Source organism: Xanthomonas sp. BRIP62409, from assembly GCF_003992965.1.
Taxonomy (GTDB): Bacteria; Pseudomonadota; Gammaproteobacteria; order Xanthomonadales; family Xanthomonadaceae; genus Xanthomonas; species Xanthomonas euroxanthea.
The window spans coordinates 72701-87689 of sequence record NZ_QEZJ01000015.1 but is presented as its reverse complement, the minus strand read 5'-3'; the positions used below and the strand labels follow the sequence as shown (position 1 = coordinate 87689).

Annotated in this window: 14 protein-coding genes; 6 read left to right on the top strand and 8 right to left on the bottom strand. The window is 67.2% G+C overall.

The genetic code is table 11. The features are described 5' to 3' along the window. Window positions 1–85 precede the first annotated feature (85 nt). The 6 genes from EO170_RS04955 to xanC form a co-directional block, all read right to left on the bottom strand. Entirely contained in the window at window positions 86–733 is a 648-nt protein-coding gene (locus tag EO170_RS04955; RefSeq protein WP_104585237.1) for a LolA-related protein, read from the bottom strand. Beyond that, window positions 657–1631 carry an acyltransferase gene (locus EO170_RS04950; RefSeq protein ID WP_104585201.1) on the bottom strand — a complete coding sequence of 325 codons (975 nt, stop codon included), beginning with the start codon at window positions 1629–1631 and terminating at the stop codon, window positions 657–659. The genes EO170_RS04955 and EO170_RS04950 overlap by 77 nt, the downstream gene beginning before the upstream one ends. Next, window positions 1628–1855, bottom strand: coding sequence for a hypothetical protein (locus EO170_RS04945; RefSeq protein WP_232087889.1), 228 nt, complete (start codon window positions 1853–1855; stop codon window positions 1628–1630). Before EO170_RS04945 ends, EO170_RS04950 begins: the two co-directional genes overlap by 4 nt. 71 nt (window positions 1856–1926) lie before the next feature. Then, window positions 1927–2676 carry a lysophospholipid acyltransferase family protein gene (locus tag EO170_RS04940; protein ID WP_104585197.1) on the bottom strand — a complete coding sequence of 250 codons (750 nt, stop codon included), beginning with the start codon at window positions 2674–2676 and terminating at the stop codon, window positions 1927–1929. 52 nt (window positions 2677–2728) lie between these two features. Next, window positions 2729–3412 (bottom strand): ketosynthase, encoded by a 684-nt coding sequence (locus EO170_RS04935; RefSeq protein ID WP_164740922.1) that lies wholly within the window; start codon window positions 3410–3412, stop codon window positions 2729–2731. A gap of 37 nt (window positions 3413–3449) precedes the next feature. After that, the gene (xanC, locus tag EO170_RS04930) at window positions 3450–3719 is read right to left on the bottom strand and encodes a xanthomonadin biosynthesis acyl carrier protein XanC (RefSeq protein ID WP_005914783.1); all 270 of its coding nucleotides are present in this window, start codon (window positions 3717–3719) and stop codon (window positions 3450–3452) included. A gap of 323 nt (window positions 3720–4042) precedes the next feature. Here xanC and EO170_RS04925 point away from each other — a divergent pair, with 323 nt between their 5' ends. Further along, window positions 4043–5389, top strand: coding sequence for an NAD(P)/FAD-dependent oxidoreductase (locus EO170_RS04925; protein WP_119129851.1), 1347 nt, complete (start codon window positions 4043–4045; stop codon window positions 5387–5389). After that, entirely contained in the window at window positions 5386–6393 is a 1008-nt protein-coding gene (locus EO170_RS04920; protein ID WP_164740909.1) for a pteridine-dependent deoxygenase, read from the top strand. The genes EO170_RS04925 and EO170_RS04920 overlap by 4 nt, the downstream gene beginning before the upstream one ends. 1 nt (window position 6394) lies before the next feature. On the opposite strand, the gene EO170_RS04915 is transcribed toward EO170_RS04920, so the two are convergent. Both EO170_RS04915 and EO170_RS04910 read right to left on the bottom strand, forming a co-directional pair. Further along, window positions 6395–7411: a hypothetical protein gene (locus EO170_RS04915; protein ID WP_126942936.1), complete on the bottom strand. Its 1017-nt coding sequence runs from the start codon at window positions 7409–7411 to the stop codon at window positions 6395–6397. Between the two features lie 35 nt (window positions 7412–7446). Continuing rightward, window positions 7447–8790, bottom strand: coding sequence for an AMP-binding protein (locus tag EO170_RS04910; protein WP_206513979.1), 1344 nt, complete (start codon window positions 8788–8790; stop codon window positions 7447–7449). Window positions 8791–9147: 357 nt separating this feature from the next. Here EO170_RS04910 and EO170_RS04905 point away from each other — a divergent pair, with 357 nt between their 5' ends. From EO170_RS04905 to hemF, 4 genes are all read left to right on the top strand, one after another. Further along, entirely contained in the window at window positions 9148–11508 is a 2361-nt protein-coding gene (locus EO170_RS04905; RefSeq protein WP_164740921.1) for a S9 family peptidase, read from the top strand. Window positions 11509–11814: 306 nt separating this feature from the next. Next, on the top strand, window positions 11815–12531 hold the full coding sequence (locus EO170_RS04900; protein WP_104650332.1) for a hypothetical protein: 717 nt from the start codon (window positions 11815–11817) through the stop codon (window positions 12529–12531). Further along, window positions 12528–13100 carry a hypothetical protein gene (locus tag EO170_RS04895; RefSeq protein ID WP_126942930.1) on the top strand — a complete coding sequence of 191 codons (573 nt, stop codon included), beginning with the start codon at window positions 12528–12530 and terminating at the stop codon, window positions 13098–13100. Before EO170_RS04900 ends, EO170_RS04895 begins: the two co-directional genes overlap by 4 nt. Before the next feature lie 570 nt (window positions 13101–13670). Continuing rightward, window positions 13671–14570: an oxygen-dependent coproporphyrinogen oxidase gene (gene hemF, locus EO170_RS04885; protein WP_126942924.1), complete on the top strand. Its 900-nt coding sequence runs from the start codon at window positions 13671–13673 to the stop codon at window positions 14568–14570. The last annotated feature ends 419 nt before the right edge of the window (window positions 14571–14989 follow it).

The window sequence follows — 14989 nt, the reverse complement described above, 5'->3', positions numbered from 1 at the left end:
TCCAACTGCGTGGCCGAACGTGCACCGGCCGCGCGCGCGGCATCGGGCTGTGCGGGCGCCTTGCTGGCGCCGCAGGCGCGCTGCGTCACGCGCCCGACCCGTGGCACAGCGTGGTCAGCGCCGCCGCATCGGTCACGCGTGCAGCCTCGCGCGCGGCACCGGCCAGCAGCGTGCGCTGCACCTCGCCCTTGGCCGGCAGGCTTTCGATGCAGCGCAACTCGTCATTGCGCCCGTACAGCCGCAACTCGCGTACCTGCCTGGCGACAGCGGCGTCCTTGGGCTGCAGGGTCAATGCCCAGGATTGCAGCTGGCCCTGCCCGCTGATGCGGTAGTGCTGCTCCAGCAGCGCGCGGTCGCCGGCCAGCAATGCGCCGAAGCCGGACTTCAAGCCGGCCAGCTCGGGCACGCGGCTGAGCGCAAAACGCCGCGGCGCCTTGCCTTCGCGTTCCAGCACGCCTTGGTCGCCTTGCAACGTGGTGGTCTCGCGATACGGTGCGCTGACCTCGCGCACCAGCGTCTGTGCGTCCGGACGCCGGTAGTGGCCCTGCACGCGCAGCGGCGTCTTCAGCAGGGCCGAGCCGCGCAGTTCGACGAACTCGGTGCTGACCGGTGCGGGGCGTGCCAGGCGCTGCAGCACCTGGCCCACGTCCAGCGTCTCAGGCGGTGCGGCGCATAGCGGTGCGGCGCTGAACAGCAGTATCAGCATCCACGGCAGGGTGCGGCACATCGGCATGGTGGGTGTTCCAGAAATCGTAGAAGTTGAACCAGTTGTACGGCGCGTAGCGTGTGTAATGTTCCAGCCTGGCCGCGTAATCGCGCATGAGTACCGCCAGCACCGGCGCACGCTGGCGGCGTGGCACGTCCAGGCCTTCGCTGAAGGTCTCGAACGCCAGCTCGTAATGATTGCCGCCGCGGTACAGGCCGAACGCCAGCACCACCGGCACCTTCAGCGCTGCGGCGATCAGCCACGGCGAGGTCGGGAACATCGCGTTGCGGCCGAGGAACATCGCCGGCAATGCCGGGTCGCCCTCGCGCGGGCGGTCGATCAGCAGCGCGACCAGCGCGCCGGCATCGGTGGCGTCCTTGATCGCCATGACGATCGAGGTCGCGTCCATGCCGGCATCGATGATGTTGGCCGCCAGCTGCGGATTCAGCGCGCCCAGCAGCTCGGTCATGGCGCGGTTGTGCGCCTTGTCCAGCACCACCTTGACCTGCACGTCCGGCCGCTCGGTGGCCAGCACGCGCAGCGCATCGAAGCTGCCCAGGTGCGAGCCGAAGATCAGCACGCCGCGGCCGCGGTCCATCTGCGTATGCAGCTGATCCAGCCCGGTGATGTCGACCCGGAAGCGCTGCATCTGCCCGCACAGCATGTACACGCGGTCCAGAATCGTCGAGGCGAAGGTGTGGATATGCCGCGCCACGTCGCGCAGCGTGGCCGGGCGGTCCAGCACGTGGGTCAGATACGCACGCGAGGCGCTGCGCTCGGGCGCACGCACCAGCAGGAAGTACAGCGTGATCGGATACAGAAGCGCGCGTCCCACCGCGCGCCCGGCATGCTGGGCGATGCCGCGGATCAGCCACAGCGCGAAACGTCCACCGCCTTCGGGACGTTGCTTCCACTGGCTGCTCATTGCGCCGCCTCCGCCACCAGTTCGCCGCTGACCAGCAGCTCGTCGGCGCGCTGCACGCGAAAGCGCCAGCGCGGGCCGACGCCGTCCAGCGTGATCGATGCCACCTGCCCCGGCAGCAACGGCCGCACGAACTTCACCTGCGGCAGGCGCGCCGCCGCGCGTGGGCCATGGGCGGCTTCCACCGCCTGCAGCACATGGTCGAGCACGACCACGCCAGGCACCACGGGACGCCCCGGAAAGTGCCCGGGCAGGCAGGGATGATCATGCGGCACGACAAAATCCATAAGCGGGCAACTCAAATCCTGGGTTGAAGCATCGCAGCCACGGCGTCATGTGCCTGCTCGGTCAATTGCTGGCGGTCCGGCGCATCCGGCCCGGTCACCGGGATCGGATCGCCGATACGCACACGGATGATGCCCGGGCGCACCCTGAACACACCCTCCACCGGCAGCACCTTGCCGCAGCCATCCAGCGCCACCGGCACCACCGGCACGCCAGCATCGATAGCGGCCTGCAACAGCCCGGCCTTGAACGGCAACAATGCGCCGCTGCGGCTGCGGGTACCTTCGGGAAACAGACACAACTGCTTGCCCTCGCGCAGCAGCGCCGCTGCCTGCCGGCGCACCATCGCCCCGGCACGCCGGCTGTCGCGGTCCAGGAACAGCATGCCGGTGGCCCGCGCATACCAGTTCACGAACGGCACCTTGAGCATCTCGTCCTTGAGCAGGAACCGCAGCGGCACCGGCAAGGCGTAGAACAACGCGCAGATATCGATGACCGACTGGTGGTTGCTGACGAACAGATAATTCCTGGACCAGTCCACGCGCTCGCGGCCTTCCACGATCACCTTGGCGCCGGCGCCGCGAAACAGCACCGGCGACCACATCCAGGCGCCCATGCGCAGCAGGCGGTCGGCATCGCGCGTGATCGCCAGCAGCACCAGGGCATAGACGATTCCGCCAGCGGTAAACGTCAGCGTGAAGGCCAGTTGCAGCAGATTGAACACGGCCCACGCCAGGCGCGACGGCATCCTTGCCAACGGCATTTTTGTCTTGTCCCCGAAAATGTGCACGTACGTCGCTGCCCTGGCCACGCACTCAGCGCAGCAGATCGCGCCAGAATTCCGGCCCGAGCCGCGCCATCTGGCGCAAGAAGTCTGGCAGATTACGATAGGGGCGCTGTGGAAACCAGCGGCCGCGCAAGAGATATTCGCCCACGAAGAACCCGCCAACCACCCCGTACGCCAGCAGATTGGCGAACAACGACGCGCGCGCGTCGCTGATCGGCAGCGGCGAGGCGTGGCCCAGTTGCGCCAGCACGCCACTGGGTTCGGCGCACAGGCCCAGCACCAGGTTGACCAGGGTCAGCGCGCACAGCAGCAACGCCCAGGCCAGGGTGAGGCGGCGCGTGTAGCGGTATTGCTCCGGGGTGATCGGCATGCCGGCCTGGCGATACAGCCCTTCGACAATGCGGCTGATCAGCGGCGTGCGCCCGCGGCGCAGGCTGCGCCCGAAGAACCAGGCGATCCAGCCGGTGAACACCACCGGCGGCGCGGCCAGCACCAGCATCGCGTACGGCGAGTGCCACAACGCGCTCAGGCCCAGCAAGGTCAGCACGGCCAGCGCCCAGGCCCAGGCGCGGCGCGCGACCATCGGCTCGATCAGCACCATCAGCACCAGCAAGGCCCCGGCGATGACCGCCAGGTCCGGGCGATGGCTGGCGTTGGCCCAATGCGCCAGCGGCGAATACGCCACCGCCAGCAGCACGCCCAGCCCCAGCACCCACGGGGGCGCATCGGCAGGCGCTGCAGTTGGCAGGTCAGACGGTCTTGTTGGCTTGGACATGCGCCGACAATGCGCGCAGCGACGCGAAGATGCGACGGTTCTCGTCATTGTCCGAGCGCAGCTGGAAGCCGTAGCGCTTGCTGATCGCCAGCGCCAGTTCCAGCGCGTCGATCGAATCCAGCCCCAGCCCGGTATTGAACAACGGCGCCTCCGGATCGATGTCGGCGGGCTGGACGTCTTCCAGGTTCAGGCTTTCGACCAGGAGTTCGGCCAGTTCACGTTCGGCAGCGGTTTGCGAGGACATCCAGAGAGCTTCCAGGTGAGGGGCGGGCGACACGATCAGAGCGAGGGACTTCAGCACAACCACCACAGCGTCACAGACAACCGTCAGGTCGGCGTGGGCGATTGCGCAACACAGTGTACGTTGCCGTGCCGGCCGATTCCGAGCACTCGCCGCGGCTGCCTTGCGGCCGCATTGTCGATGGCGTCGATCGTTCTGCAACAGCGATTCGGCGGCCGGCATACCTGTCCGGGCCGCCGGTCAGGCTATCATGACTGCATGACGCTCGCCCGCTGCAGGTTCGTTCCAGGATGACTTCCACTGCTGTTCGCCCCACCCCGACCGCCATGCCGGCAGCCGGGCCGGCTCCCGGGCCCGAGTGCCCGGATGTCCTGATCATCGGCGGCGGGCCGGCGGGCTGTACGGCGGCGATCGTGCTGGCCCAGCAGGGCTGGCAGGTGACCTTGCTGGAGAAGGCGCAGCATCCGCGCTTCCATATCGGCGAGTCGCTGCTGCCGATGAACGTGCCGATTCTCGAACGCCTGGGCGTGCTGGAGGACGTGCGCGACATCGGCGTGCTCAAGCGCGGGGCGGACTTTCCCAACGACAGCGGCGGCTACAACACCTTCCGTTTTTCGCATGCGCTCGATGCCAAGGCCGATTTCGCCTTCCAGGTGCCACGTGCGCAGTTCGACCAGGTGCTGTTCGAGCGCGCGCGCGCGGTGGGCGTGGATGCGCGCGATCAGGTCAAGGTCGAAGCGGTGGAGTTCGACGGGCAGCAGCCGGTGCTGCAGGCGCAAGGCGTGGCCGGGGTGCAGCGGTTTCGCCCGCGCTATCTGCTCGATGCCAGCGGCCGCGACACCTTCCTGGGCACCCGCTTCAAGCTCAAACGCGCCAATGCCAAACATCAGTCGGCCGCGTTGTTCAGCCACTTCCGCGGCGTGGCGCGCCGGCCGGGCGAGGATGCCGGCAACATCAGCATCTACCGCCACGCACATGGCTGGATGTGGCTGATTCCGTTGCCGGACGACATCATGAGCGTGGGCGCGGTCTGCTACCCGGAATACATGAAGACCCGCAAGGGCGACAGCGAGGGCTTTTTCATGCGCACGCTCGCGCTCAATGCCGAGCTCAACGCGCGCATGCTCGGCGCCGAACGCGTGGCCCCGGTGCATGCCACCGGCAACTACGCCTACGAATGCACGCGCATGTCCGGCCCGCGCTGGTTGATGCTGGGCGATGCCTACACCTTCGTCGACCCGATGTTTTCGTCGGGCGTGTTCCTGGCCATGCACAGCGCCGAACGCGGTGCGGCGATGGTGGACCAGGCCCTGCGCATGCCGCAGCACGAGGCGAAACTGCAGCGCGCCTTGCAGCGCGAACTCAGGCGCGGCGTGGACGAGTTCAAGTGGTTCATCTACCGCTTCACCTCGCCGACCATGCGCGCCCTGTTCGCGCAACCGCAGAACACCTGGCGGATCGAAGAAGCGGTGGTGGCGATGCTGGCCGGCGACGTGTTCGACAGCCCCAGGGTGCGCCTGCGCCTGCGCGCGTTCCGCGCCATCTATGCCTTGACCACCTTGTCGATGATGCCGCGCGCCTGGCAGTCCTGGCGCCAACGCCGACGTCAGGCCACGCTCGGCTTCGACGGCGAGACCTTGCAACGCGACACGCAACGACGGGACACCCGATGACCGCTTCCCAGGCCCAGACCACGCACAGCGTGCGCCATCCCCGTCTGCAGGTCGACTATGTCGAGCAGACCGACCCGTCCGCACTGCTGGCCGACCCGCAGGTGCTGGCCGTGTTCGGCTTCGGCACCGCGGCGCCACGCCTGGACGACCCGCGCTACCTGCGCGTGCCGCTGCAGCCGTATCAGGCCGAGATGCTGGAGGTGTGGCGCAGCGATGCAGCCGTGCACAGCGGCCGCGATGGCAACATCGCCTGGGCCAGCGACGGCCGCCTGCAGTTCGGCGTGATCGAGATCGACGAGCAGGATGTCGATATCGAAACCGCCGCCGCCAAGGCCTATGCGGAAATCACCGCCTTCGTCACCGGCAGCCAGACGCCGCGCCTGCTGCGTATCTGGAACTATCTGGACGCCATCACCCTGGGCAGTGGCGACCGCGAACGCTACCGGCAGTTCTGCGTGGGCCGTGCGCGCGGCCTGGGCGCCTTCGACACTGCGCAGCTGCCGGCCGCCACCGCGGTGGGCCGCTGCGATGCCGAGCGCATCATCCAGATCTACTGGCTGGCCGCCGCCGATGCCGGCACCCCGCTGGAGAATCCACGCCAGGTCAGCGCCTACAACTACCCGCGCCAGTACGGCCCGCAGCCGCCGAGTTTCGCGCGCGCCATGCTGCCGCCGGCCGGCAGCGACATGCCGCTGCTGCTGTCGGGCACCGCCGCCGTGGTCGGGCATGCCTCGATGCACACCGGCCAGCTGCTGGCGCAGCTGGAAGAAACCTTCGCCAACTTCGACGCCCTGCTCGGTGCCGCACGCCAGCACGCCCCCGCCCTGCCCACGCAGTTCGGCGCCGGCACCCGCCTGAAGGTCTACGTGCGCGAGCAGGACGACCTGCCCAAGGTCGCCCAGGCACTGGACGCCCGCTTCGGCGATGCGGTACCGCGCCTGCTGCTGCACGCGGTGATCTGCCGCGACGAGCTGGCGGTGGAGATCGACGGGGTGCATGGGTGAGTCATTGAGCGCATTGCGCTGGTTCGATATCGCCCACACCGCCTTCTTCGTTCACCGTCAACGCGGCTGACCCAGCCTTTGGCGTAGCAGACCACTGCCGCGCCCACGCATTGCCCAGCACATCAGCTCTTGCGAGATCGCTGGCTGTCGCGCGCTTCTGCAACCAGGCGATGTTGTCGTCTATCACCTCGCGCGAGCGCGGGCCGGCAGTTGCCGGCAGCTGCTGGCTGCCACGTCGATACAGCGCCAACGATCGGGCCAGATCCGTCTGGACCACCTGCGCCAGGAAAAAGCGCTCACCGGTATCGCGGCGAGGTGAATAAGCCGCCGCCAAGGCCAGGGAGGTTTGCAGGTCTCCGCGCGAGGCTGCCTGCAGCGCCATCGATTCCGCTTCTTTTCGATAGCGCTGCAGTTCCGGCAGAAGCTCCAGCATGTCGCGGCGCCGAAACGCGTTGCCGACCGCGTAGTGCGCAAGCGCCCCCCGATTGCCACCAAGCGCACCTTGTCGCCACAACGCGACCCGCTCGGCCACGGAAACCTGCCGTACACCTTCGCAACGATCCGCAGCTTTGAGCAGTCCCGTCGCCATGCCATCCAGCATCTTGTCCCATGCAGCAAAGTCGGCGTTCGCATTGGGGGTGACGACCTTTCGCTCACGCGCACGCTGTGCGCGCCACACCAACTCGTCGTAAGTGGCGAGTTGCTGCTGGATCACATCGCAGCGATCAAGCTCGATAGCCAAGCGGCATGCGGCCGCTGGATCACCTTGCTCCGCGCGACGACTGAGGTCGTCGAAGACTTGGCGCAGCGGCGTATCAGCTGGCGGTAGAGGCGCGGAAGCGACAACAGGCTTGGATTGTCCGGCCGGCATGACAACAGCAGTGGCCGCATGCACAGGATCCGCCTCAACTGCCTGATCCAGGCGATGCCATCGCAGCCACGCCAGGCACATCGCCACAATCGCCAATACGACTGCGGCACTGATGAGTACTAATCTGCTTGCAGATCCCTTGCGCATGCGGCCACGCCTCCTTGGTGTCCGGCCAGTATCGCTCAGCCGTTGAGCAAACCCAGCACCACATCGCGTGGCAGCTTGCCGGTTTCGTTGCGTGGCAGTGCGGCGAGTTTGCGCAGGCGGCGCGGGAGGAACACCGGGTCGACGCTGACGCGCAGGGCGTCGAGGATCTGCGCCTCGTCCAGAGTCGGGGCGACCACCAGTGCGGCGATGCGCCCGACCGCCTGGCCGGGGTCGGGTGCGAGTTGCACGATGACGCCATCGATCACGCCGGGGATGGCCAGCAGGCGACGGGTGAGATCGGCCAGCGAGGCGCGTTTGCCGGCGATTTCCAGCAGATCGGCCTGCCGGCCGCGCACCTGGAAACGGCCGTCGGCGGCCACGTCCATCATGTCGGCCAGCAGCACCGGCGTGGCCAGATGCGGCGCGTGCACCAAGGTGCCTGCCGCCTGCGTTTCCAGGCGGACGCCGGGCAGCGGTGTCCATGCCGCTTCCAGCGCGGTGCGGCGCACGGCGAACACGCAGGTTTCGGTCGAACCGAACATCTCGCGCACCTCGCCCCCAAAGCGCGCCTCGGCGGCAGCGGCCACGTCCTGCGCCAACGGCGCGGTGGCCGAGACGATGCCGACCAGCGGCGGCAACGCCACGCCCGATTCCACCAGCGCGCGCAGATGCACCGGCGTGGTCACCAGCACGCGCGGGGCGGGAACATCGGCCAGCGCGCGCGCCACATCGTCCGGGAAGAACGGGCGGCCCGCATGCACCGCAAGCGCAGTCACCATCGGCAGCAGGACCGACAATTCCATGCCGTACATGTGCTGCGGTGGCACCGTGGCGACCACGTGCGGCACCGCGTCGGTGTGCGCCCACAGGCTTTCCAGCGCGACCAGGTCCTGGCGCGTGCTGGTCAGGAAGCTGCCCCAGGTCTTGGGGTTGGGTTGCGGGCTGCCGGTGCTGCCGGAGGTAAAGCCGATGGCCACCAGGGCATCGTCGGCCAGTTGCGGGATCGGGCCCGGGGCCTGCGGCAACTCGGCCGGCAACTGCCAGTAGCGCGGCGGCGCCAGCTCCAGCGCCAGATCGCCCAGGCAGTACGCATCGGCATGCCGCGCCTGCACCTCGCCGACCACGGCCGGTGCGCGCGAGGACGGCAGCAGCGACACCTGGCCGCGCAGCGCGCACGCATAGAACGCGACCATGAAGCGATAGCGGTCTTCGCACAGGTTCACCACGTGGCGACCGTCCGGCAGCTGCTGCGCCAGGCCGTGCACGTGCGCGATGAAGGTGGCCAGGTCGACCGACTGCCCCGCGCGCCAGGCCAGCGGCCGGCTGGGCGCGCCGACGGCCATCGGGTGGGAAACGGCAGGAACAGGCAGGCTGGACATGGGAACCGACAATCGCAAAAGCGCGCTAGCTTGGCCGCCACCTGCGCTGCTGGCAAGTCGGGAGGTTTCCAGCTATGCGGCGGTGGCGGCGGTTCGAACCTGGGCGAAGGCGTACATGACCCAGGCTCCACGTTGCTGCTGGCGCGGCGCGCGGCGTGGAGTGCATCGCGCCGATGCGCTGACGTCGGCCGACATGCGCGCACCGCAGCTGGTCGCGTCCGCCAGCGGCGAATGCCTTGCCTCGTCGATGACGCACGCACCGCCCCACGTCCATGACCTGTGGCCCAAGCCTCCGATGGAAGCGAGCTGCTAGGCTTGTCCGCTCCTTGTTGCGTCCAGTCGTTACCGATGCCCAGATTGTTGCCGCTGTCCTTGTTGTTGCTGGCTGTCACCGCGCACGCGCAGTCCGCCACACCGCTCACCATCGAACAGGTGATGGCCGATCCGGACTGGATCGGGCCGTCGGTGGATCAGGCCTGGTGGCAGTGGGACGGCAAGCAGGTGCAATACCTGCTCAAGCGCGATGGCTCACCGGTGCGCGACACCTACCGCCAGGGCGCCGGCGGCGGCACTGCCGAACGCGTGGCCGACAACGCCCGTGCCGGCCTGGATGCGGATAACCCGAGCTACGATGCGACCCGTCAGCGCATGCTGTTTGCGCGCAATGGCGACATCTTCCTGCGCGACCTGCGCTCCGGCGCGCTGACCCAGCTGACCCGCAGCAACGAGGTCGAATCGCGGCCGCAGTTCGCCAGCGATGGCGGTGCGATCTGGCGCGCGGGCAACAACTGGTACCACTGGCGCGCCGACGCCGGCACCGCGCAGGTTGCGGTAGTCAAGGCCGAGCGCGATCCCAACGCCGCGCCCAAGGCCGACGTGTTGCGCGAGCAGCAGCTGGCCACGCTGGCCACGCTGCGGCGCGATCGTGAGCAGCGCGATGCCTTACGCGCGCAGGAAGACGCCTGGCGCCGCGCCGATGCCACCCGTGCGGCGGCACCGGTGTATCTGGGCGATGAGGTGGAGATCGTCGACAGCGCGTTGTCGCCGGACGGCCGCCATCTGCTGGTGGTCACCCAGGCCAAGGGCGCCGAAGAGGGCCAGGCCGGCAAGATGCCCAAGTACGTGACCGAATCCGGTTACGAGGAATTCCAGGAAGTGCGTACCCGCGTCGGTCGCAATGCACCGGTGGCGCATGCGCTGTGGCTGGTGGATGTCAGCGCCGGCACCGCCAGAGCGCTGTCGTTCGACACGCTGCCGGGCATTGCCACCGACCCGCTGGCCGCGCTGCGCAAGGCCGCCAGGAAAGATCCGCTCAAGGGCGACCGCGCCGTGCGTGTGGAAAGCGATGGCGACGGCAGCGGGCCGGCGGTGCATTGGAGCGATGACGGGCGCAATGTGGCGGTGGAGATTCGCGCGGTGGACAACAAGGACCGCTGGATCGCCAGCGTGGACCTGGCCAACGCCACCTTGCAGCCGCGGCATCGCCTGAGCGACAGCGCCTGGATCAACTGGGACTTCAACGATTTCGGCTGGCTGCCCGACAACCGCACGCTGTGGCTGCTGTCGGAAGAATCCGGCTATTCGCAGCTGTACACCGTGGAAGGCAACGGCAAGCCGCGCCAGCGCACGCGCGGCAAGTGGGAAGTGTCGATGCCGGTACCCAGCGCCGACGGCAGCAGCATGTTCTTTCTGTGCAATCAGACATGGCCGGGCGACTACGAGGTGTGCAAGCTGGATCTGCGCAGCGACCAGCTCACCGAAGTCACTGCCTTGAATGGCGTGGAAGGCTTCCGTCTGTCGCCGAACGGGCAGCAATTGCTGGTGCGCTATTCCGGCAGCTACCTGCCACCGCAGCTGGCGGTGGTGCCGGCCGCAGGCGGCCAGGCCACGCTGCTGACCGACACCCGCACCCCCGCCTTCAAGGCGCAGCCGTGGATCGCACCGCAGTACGTGCAGGTGCCGTCCCGGCATGGCGCCGGCACGGTCTGGGGCAAGTACTACGGGCCGCAGAACCCCGAGCCCGGCAAGCAGTATCCGATCGTGATGTTCGTACATGGCGCGGGCTACCTGCAGAACGTCTCGCAGCGCTACACGCCGTATTTCCGCGAGCAGATGTTCCACAACCTGCTGGTGCAGCAGGGCTACATCGTGCTGGACCTGGACTACCGTGCCTCGGAGGGCTACGGCCGCGACTGGCGCACCGCGATCTACCGCAACATGGGCCATCCGGAGCTGGAAGACTACCTGGACGGGCTGGAGTGGCTGGTGACGCAGAAGCAGGGCGACCGCGCGCGCGCCGGCATCTATGGCGGCTCGTACGGCGGCTTCATGACCTACATGGCGCTGTTCCGCAGCCCCGGCACGTTCAAGGCCGGCGCGGCGCTGCGTCCGGTCGGCGACTGGATGCAGTACAACCACGAGTACACCTCCAACATCCTCAATACGCCCGAGCTCGACCCCGACGCGTACAAGACCTCATCGCCGATCAACTATGCCGACGGGTTGCGCGACCATCTGCTGATCGCGCACGGCATGATCGACGACAACGTGTTCTTCAAGGACTCGGTCGACATGACCCAGAAGTTGATGGAGCTGCACAAGGACAACTGGCAGGTGGCGCCGTATCCGCTGGAACGCCACAGCTTTACCCGCGCCGATTCGTGGCTGGACGAATACAAGCGCATCCTCAAGCTGTTCAATGAGCAGGTGAAGCCGTAAGCCCTGGCGCTGCGACCGGGCGATGGGTGGTACATCGTCCGGCCGATGGCATGTCGCAGCGGCAGCATCCGCATCCTGCAGCAAGCTGCAGGCCAGCCACGTCGCACGCGTGATGCGCCAATGCGTTACGCATGCCACGCGACACCATGTCGGTACTCACCTCCACGTACGCAACTAGCTCTAAGCTTGGTGCAGGATCGGCAGATCGCTGGCGCATTGCGCTCCCCTCTGCCGGCCCGCCGCCCGACCGGAGCGCCGCCGGCACCGCAGCGGTTTCCGATTCGCGGCGCGCAGAAGGTAATCGCGATGGGCCTGTGGGACCGTTTGTTTGGACGCAAGACCCCGGTGGCCACGACGCCCCGAACCGAACCCACCGCAGCGCCGGCGGCTGCAGCCGATGACACCGCGACCGACGTCGAGATCGACCCGGCACTGCAGCCCGCACTGACCCTGTTCCAGCGCGGCGATCAGCTGGGCGCCTACAACGCTGCGCAGGCGCAGCTGCACCTGGGTGCCGACGCGCAACGCCTGTGCGCACTTGCGCTGAGTGCGCTGGACCGCTATCACGAGGCGTATCCGCACTGGCTGGCGCTGTACGAGCTCGAACCCAGCGCACACAACGCACTGCAGTTGGCGACCACCTCGGTGATGTGCAACGAGATCGATCGTGGCGAGCAGTGGTTGCTGACCTTCGATGATTTGAACGCGCAGGAGCGTTCCACCTCGCCGGCCACCGCACGCACCAGTTTCCTCACCGCGCTGACCCGCGCCGGTCACGGCGCACACGCGTTGCCGCATCTGGAGTGGTTGCGCGAGGCCTACGCCGGAATGTCGATCACCGACAGCCACTTCCTCTACGTGCGCGGGCTGCCCTTCCTCGACGCTTTCCTGGAGCGCAGCACACCGTTGTTGCGCCAGTGCCTGCCGGCCGACGCGCTGCCGGGCTGGTACGCGCAACTGCAGCCAGCGCTGGATCCTCCGGGCCAGGATGCCGTGGCCGCCCATATCGCATCGCTGCAATGAGCACGCCGGCACCGGCCTCCCGACCACGCGGCGGCTTCGTCACGCCGCTGGCGTGGGTGTCCTTGTTGCTGGGCGTCGTCAGTGCGATGTCCAACCTGTTGCAGATCGTGATGATCGCGCTGATGCCCGACGCGGCGACGCTGGGCCTGCCCGAAGGGATCACCCTGCCCGCCTCGTTGCAGTGGCTGATCGATCATGCCGTGTCATTGTCGGTCGTAGGCGTGGTGCTGTCGGTCGCCTTCGCATGGTTGAGCTGGGCCTTGCTGCAGCGACGCGAGTGGGCGCGGGTCGGGTTCGTAGTGGTGTTGCTGGTGACCGGGCTGCTCAATGTCGGCGGCCTAGCATTGATCGGGCCGGTGTTCGAGGGCGTGCAGGCGATGCTGCCGGCCGACGTCCTGCACAGCCCCGAGTGGCCGGAGCTGCAGGCACGCCTGCAGGCAACACGCCAGGCGGCGCTGCTGCTGACGGGCCTGGGCGTGCTGGCGATCGGCTGTCTCCACGCGGCGCTGGCATGGCGGTTGTGCACGCCTGCGGTGCGCGCCGAATTTACGGCCTCGCGCAAGGCATGATCGCTGGTTGAAGTTGGCCTGCGTCCCCAGCCATGCACACCGCCCATCCCCGATGGTCCGTGCACGCCGCAGCGGGACCTTGGCCAACCGCCACCCCGCTTCCGTTCTTGCCCATACACACCGACCATCCCGACTGGTCCTTGCCCGCCCGCCGCCGCGGGGCCTTGGCCCGACCGCCACCCCCGCTTCTGCTCTTTCCATGTACACCGGCCATCTCGACTGGTCCTTGCCCGCCTACCGTCGCGGGACCTTACGCGGCATGGATGCCGCGTAAGAGCCTACAAGGACGTACTTGCGGCGTGTCCTGCGATGGTGGGCGGGCAAGGGCCCTGCAGCAAACCAGCAGATCAACGCCCTGCTTTTTTTGCTTTTGCTTTTGCTCGTGCTTCTGCCTCGCCCACACCGCCCAACCCAACGGAAAACGCCAGGCGTGAAGCCTGGTGTGGGACGACGCAGCAAAGCCTGGCTGCTCATGCGCCCGATCCCCACACGACGCAGCGCCTCGCCCTGCGACAAACGGGCGCGTTTGCCCGACTGCAAGAAGCGCGACGCAGCGCTTAGAATCGTGGCATGAACGAATTCGACCGTGTACGCGATTATTTGACCGGCCTGCAGGATCGTATCTGCGCTGCCGTGGAAGCCATCGATGGCAGCGCGCGTTTTGCCGAAGACCTATGGCAACGCGAGGAAGGCGGTGGCGGACGCACCCGCATCCTGCGCAATGGCGCGGTGTTCGAGCAGGCCGGCATCGGGTTTTCCGATGTGTCCGGCTCGCGCCTGCCGCCGTCAGCCAGTGCGCATCGGCCCGAGCTGGCCGGGGCGACGTGGCGCGCCTGTGGCGTGTCGCTGGTGTTCCATCCGCACAATCCGCATGTCCCCACCACCCACGCCAACGTGCGCTACTTCCGCGCCGAGCGCGATGGCGAAGTGGTGGCGGCCTGGTTCGGTGGCGGCTTCGACCTGACCCCGTTCTATCCGGTCGACGAGGACGTGCTGCACTGGCACCGCACCGCGCAGGCATTGTGCGCGCCGTTCGGCGAGGAACGCTATGCCGCGCACAAGCACTGGTGCGACGAGTACTTCTTCCTGCGTCACCGCAACGAGACCCGTGGCGTGGGCGGGCTGTTCTTCGACGACCTGGGTCAGGATTTCGAACGCGACTTCGCCTACCAGCGCGCGGTCGGCGACGGCTTCCTGGATGCCTACCTGCCGATCGTCACGCGCCGCAAGGACACGCCCTATGGCGAACGCGAACGCCAGTTCCAGCTCTACCGCCGTGGCCGCTACGTGGAGTTCAACCTGGTCTACGACCGCGGCACGCTGTTCGGCCTGCAAAGTGGCGGGCGTGCCGAAAGCATCCTGATGAGCCTGCCGCCACAGGTGCGCTGGGAATATGGCTTCACGCCGGAACCGGGTAGCGCCGAGGCGCGGCTGATGGACTATCTGGTACCGCGCGACTGGCTGGGCTGAATCCAGATAAAGAACACGGTACTGATGAAACGCTGTGTTGATTAATTGAAGTAATTCAGCCCATTTAAATTTGTGATTACCAACGGTACCGGTGAATGCGCAATGCGCTGAACCGGTTATGTTGCGTAGCAAAATAATTCGACGCCGAAAATAAAAAGCCCCGCAGACCAGGGGGAGGTCGGCGGGGCCAGGGAACGGAAACTTGGGGAGTAGTTTCCGTTCCGAGATCTGCTCCAGGGGATGGGAGAGATCTGACGACAGGCGTTGCGCCCGTCGAGGGATATAACACCATTTTCTACATTGATGGATCGTGAAGATACCTGTTAAAAAAATGTAGAATTTAGCGGTTATTCATTCCATCAGCGCAGGTCCGATACGCATTATGTCTGGTCTGCGCGTTCAGCATATCGGCGCCGCTC

Excerpts from the sequence above, each read along its gene's own strand:
- EO170_RS04955 (WP_104585237.1), bottom strand. The coding sequence starts at position 733 with ATGCCGATGTGCCGCACCCTGCCGTGGATGCTGATACTGCTGTTCAGC.
- EO170_RS04950 (WP_104585201.1), bottom strand. The coding sequence starts at position 1,631 with ATGAGCAGCCAGTGGAAGCAACGTCCCGAAGGCGGTGGACGTTTCGCG.
- EO170_RS04940 (WP_104585197.1), bottom strand. The coding sequence starts at position 2,676 with ATGCCGTTGGCAAGGATGCCGTCGCGCCTGGCGTGGGCCGTGTTCAAT.
- xanC (WP_005914783.1), bottom strand. The coding sequence starts at position 3,719 with ATGTCCTCGCAAACCGCTGCCGAACGTGAACTGGCCGAACTCCTGGTC.
- EO170_RS04925 (WP_119129851.1), top strand. The coding sequence starts at position 4,043 with ATGCCGGCAGCCGGGCCGGCTCCCGGGCCCGAGTGCCCGGATGTCCTG.
- EO170_RS04920 (WP_164740909.1), top strand. The coding sequence starts at position 5,386 with ATGACCGCTTCCCAGGCCCAGACCACGCACAGCGTGCGCCATCCCCGT.
- EO170_RS04915 (WP_126942936.1), bottom strand. The coding sequence starts at position 7,411 with ATGCGCAAGGGATCTGCAAGCAGATTAGTACTCATCAGTGCCGCAGTC.
- EO170_RS04910 (WP_206513979.1), bottom strand. The coding sequence starts at position 8,790 with ATGTCCAGCCTGCCTGTTCCTGCCGTTTCCCACCCGATGGCCGTCGGC.
- EO170_RS04900 (WP_104650332.1), top strand. The coding sequence starts at position 11,815 with ATGGGCCTGTGGGACCGTTTGTTTGGACGCAAGACCCCGGTGGCCACG.
- EO170_RS04895 (WP_126942930.1), top strand. The coding sequence starts at position 12,528 with ATGAGCACGCCGGCACCGGCCTCCCGACCACGCGGCGGCTTCGTCACG.
- hemF (WP_126942924.1), top strand. The coding sequence starts at position 13,671 with ATGAACGAATTCGACCGTGTACGCGATTATTTGACCGGCCTGCAGGAT.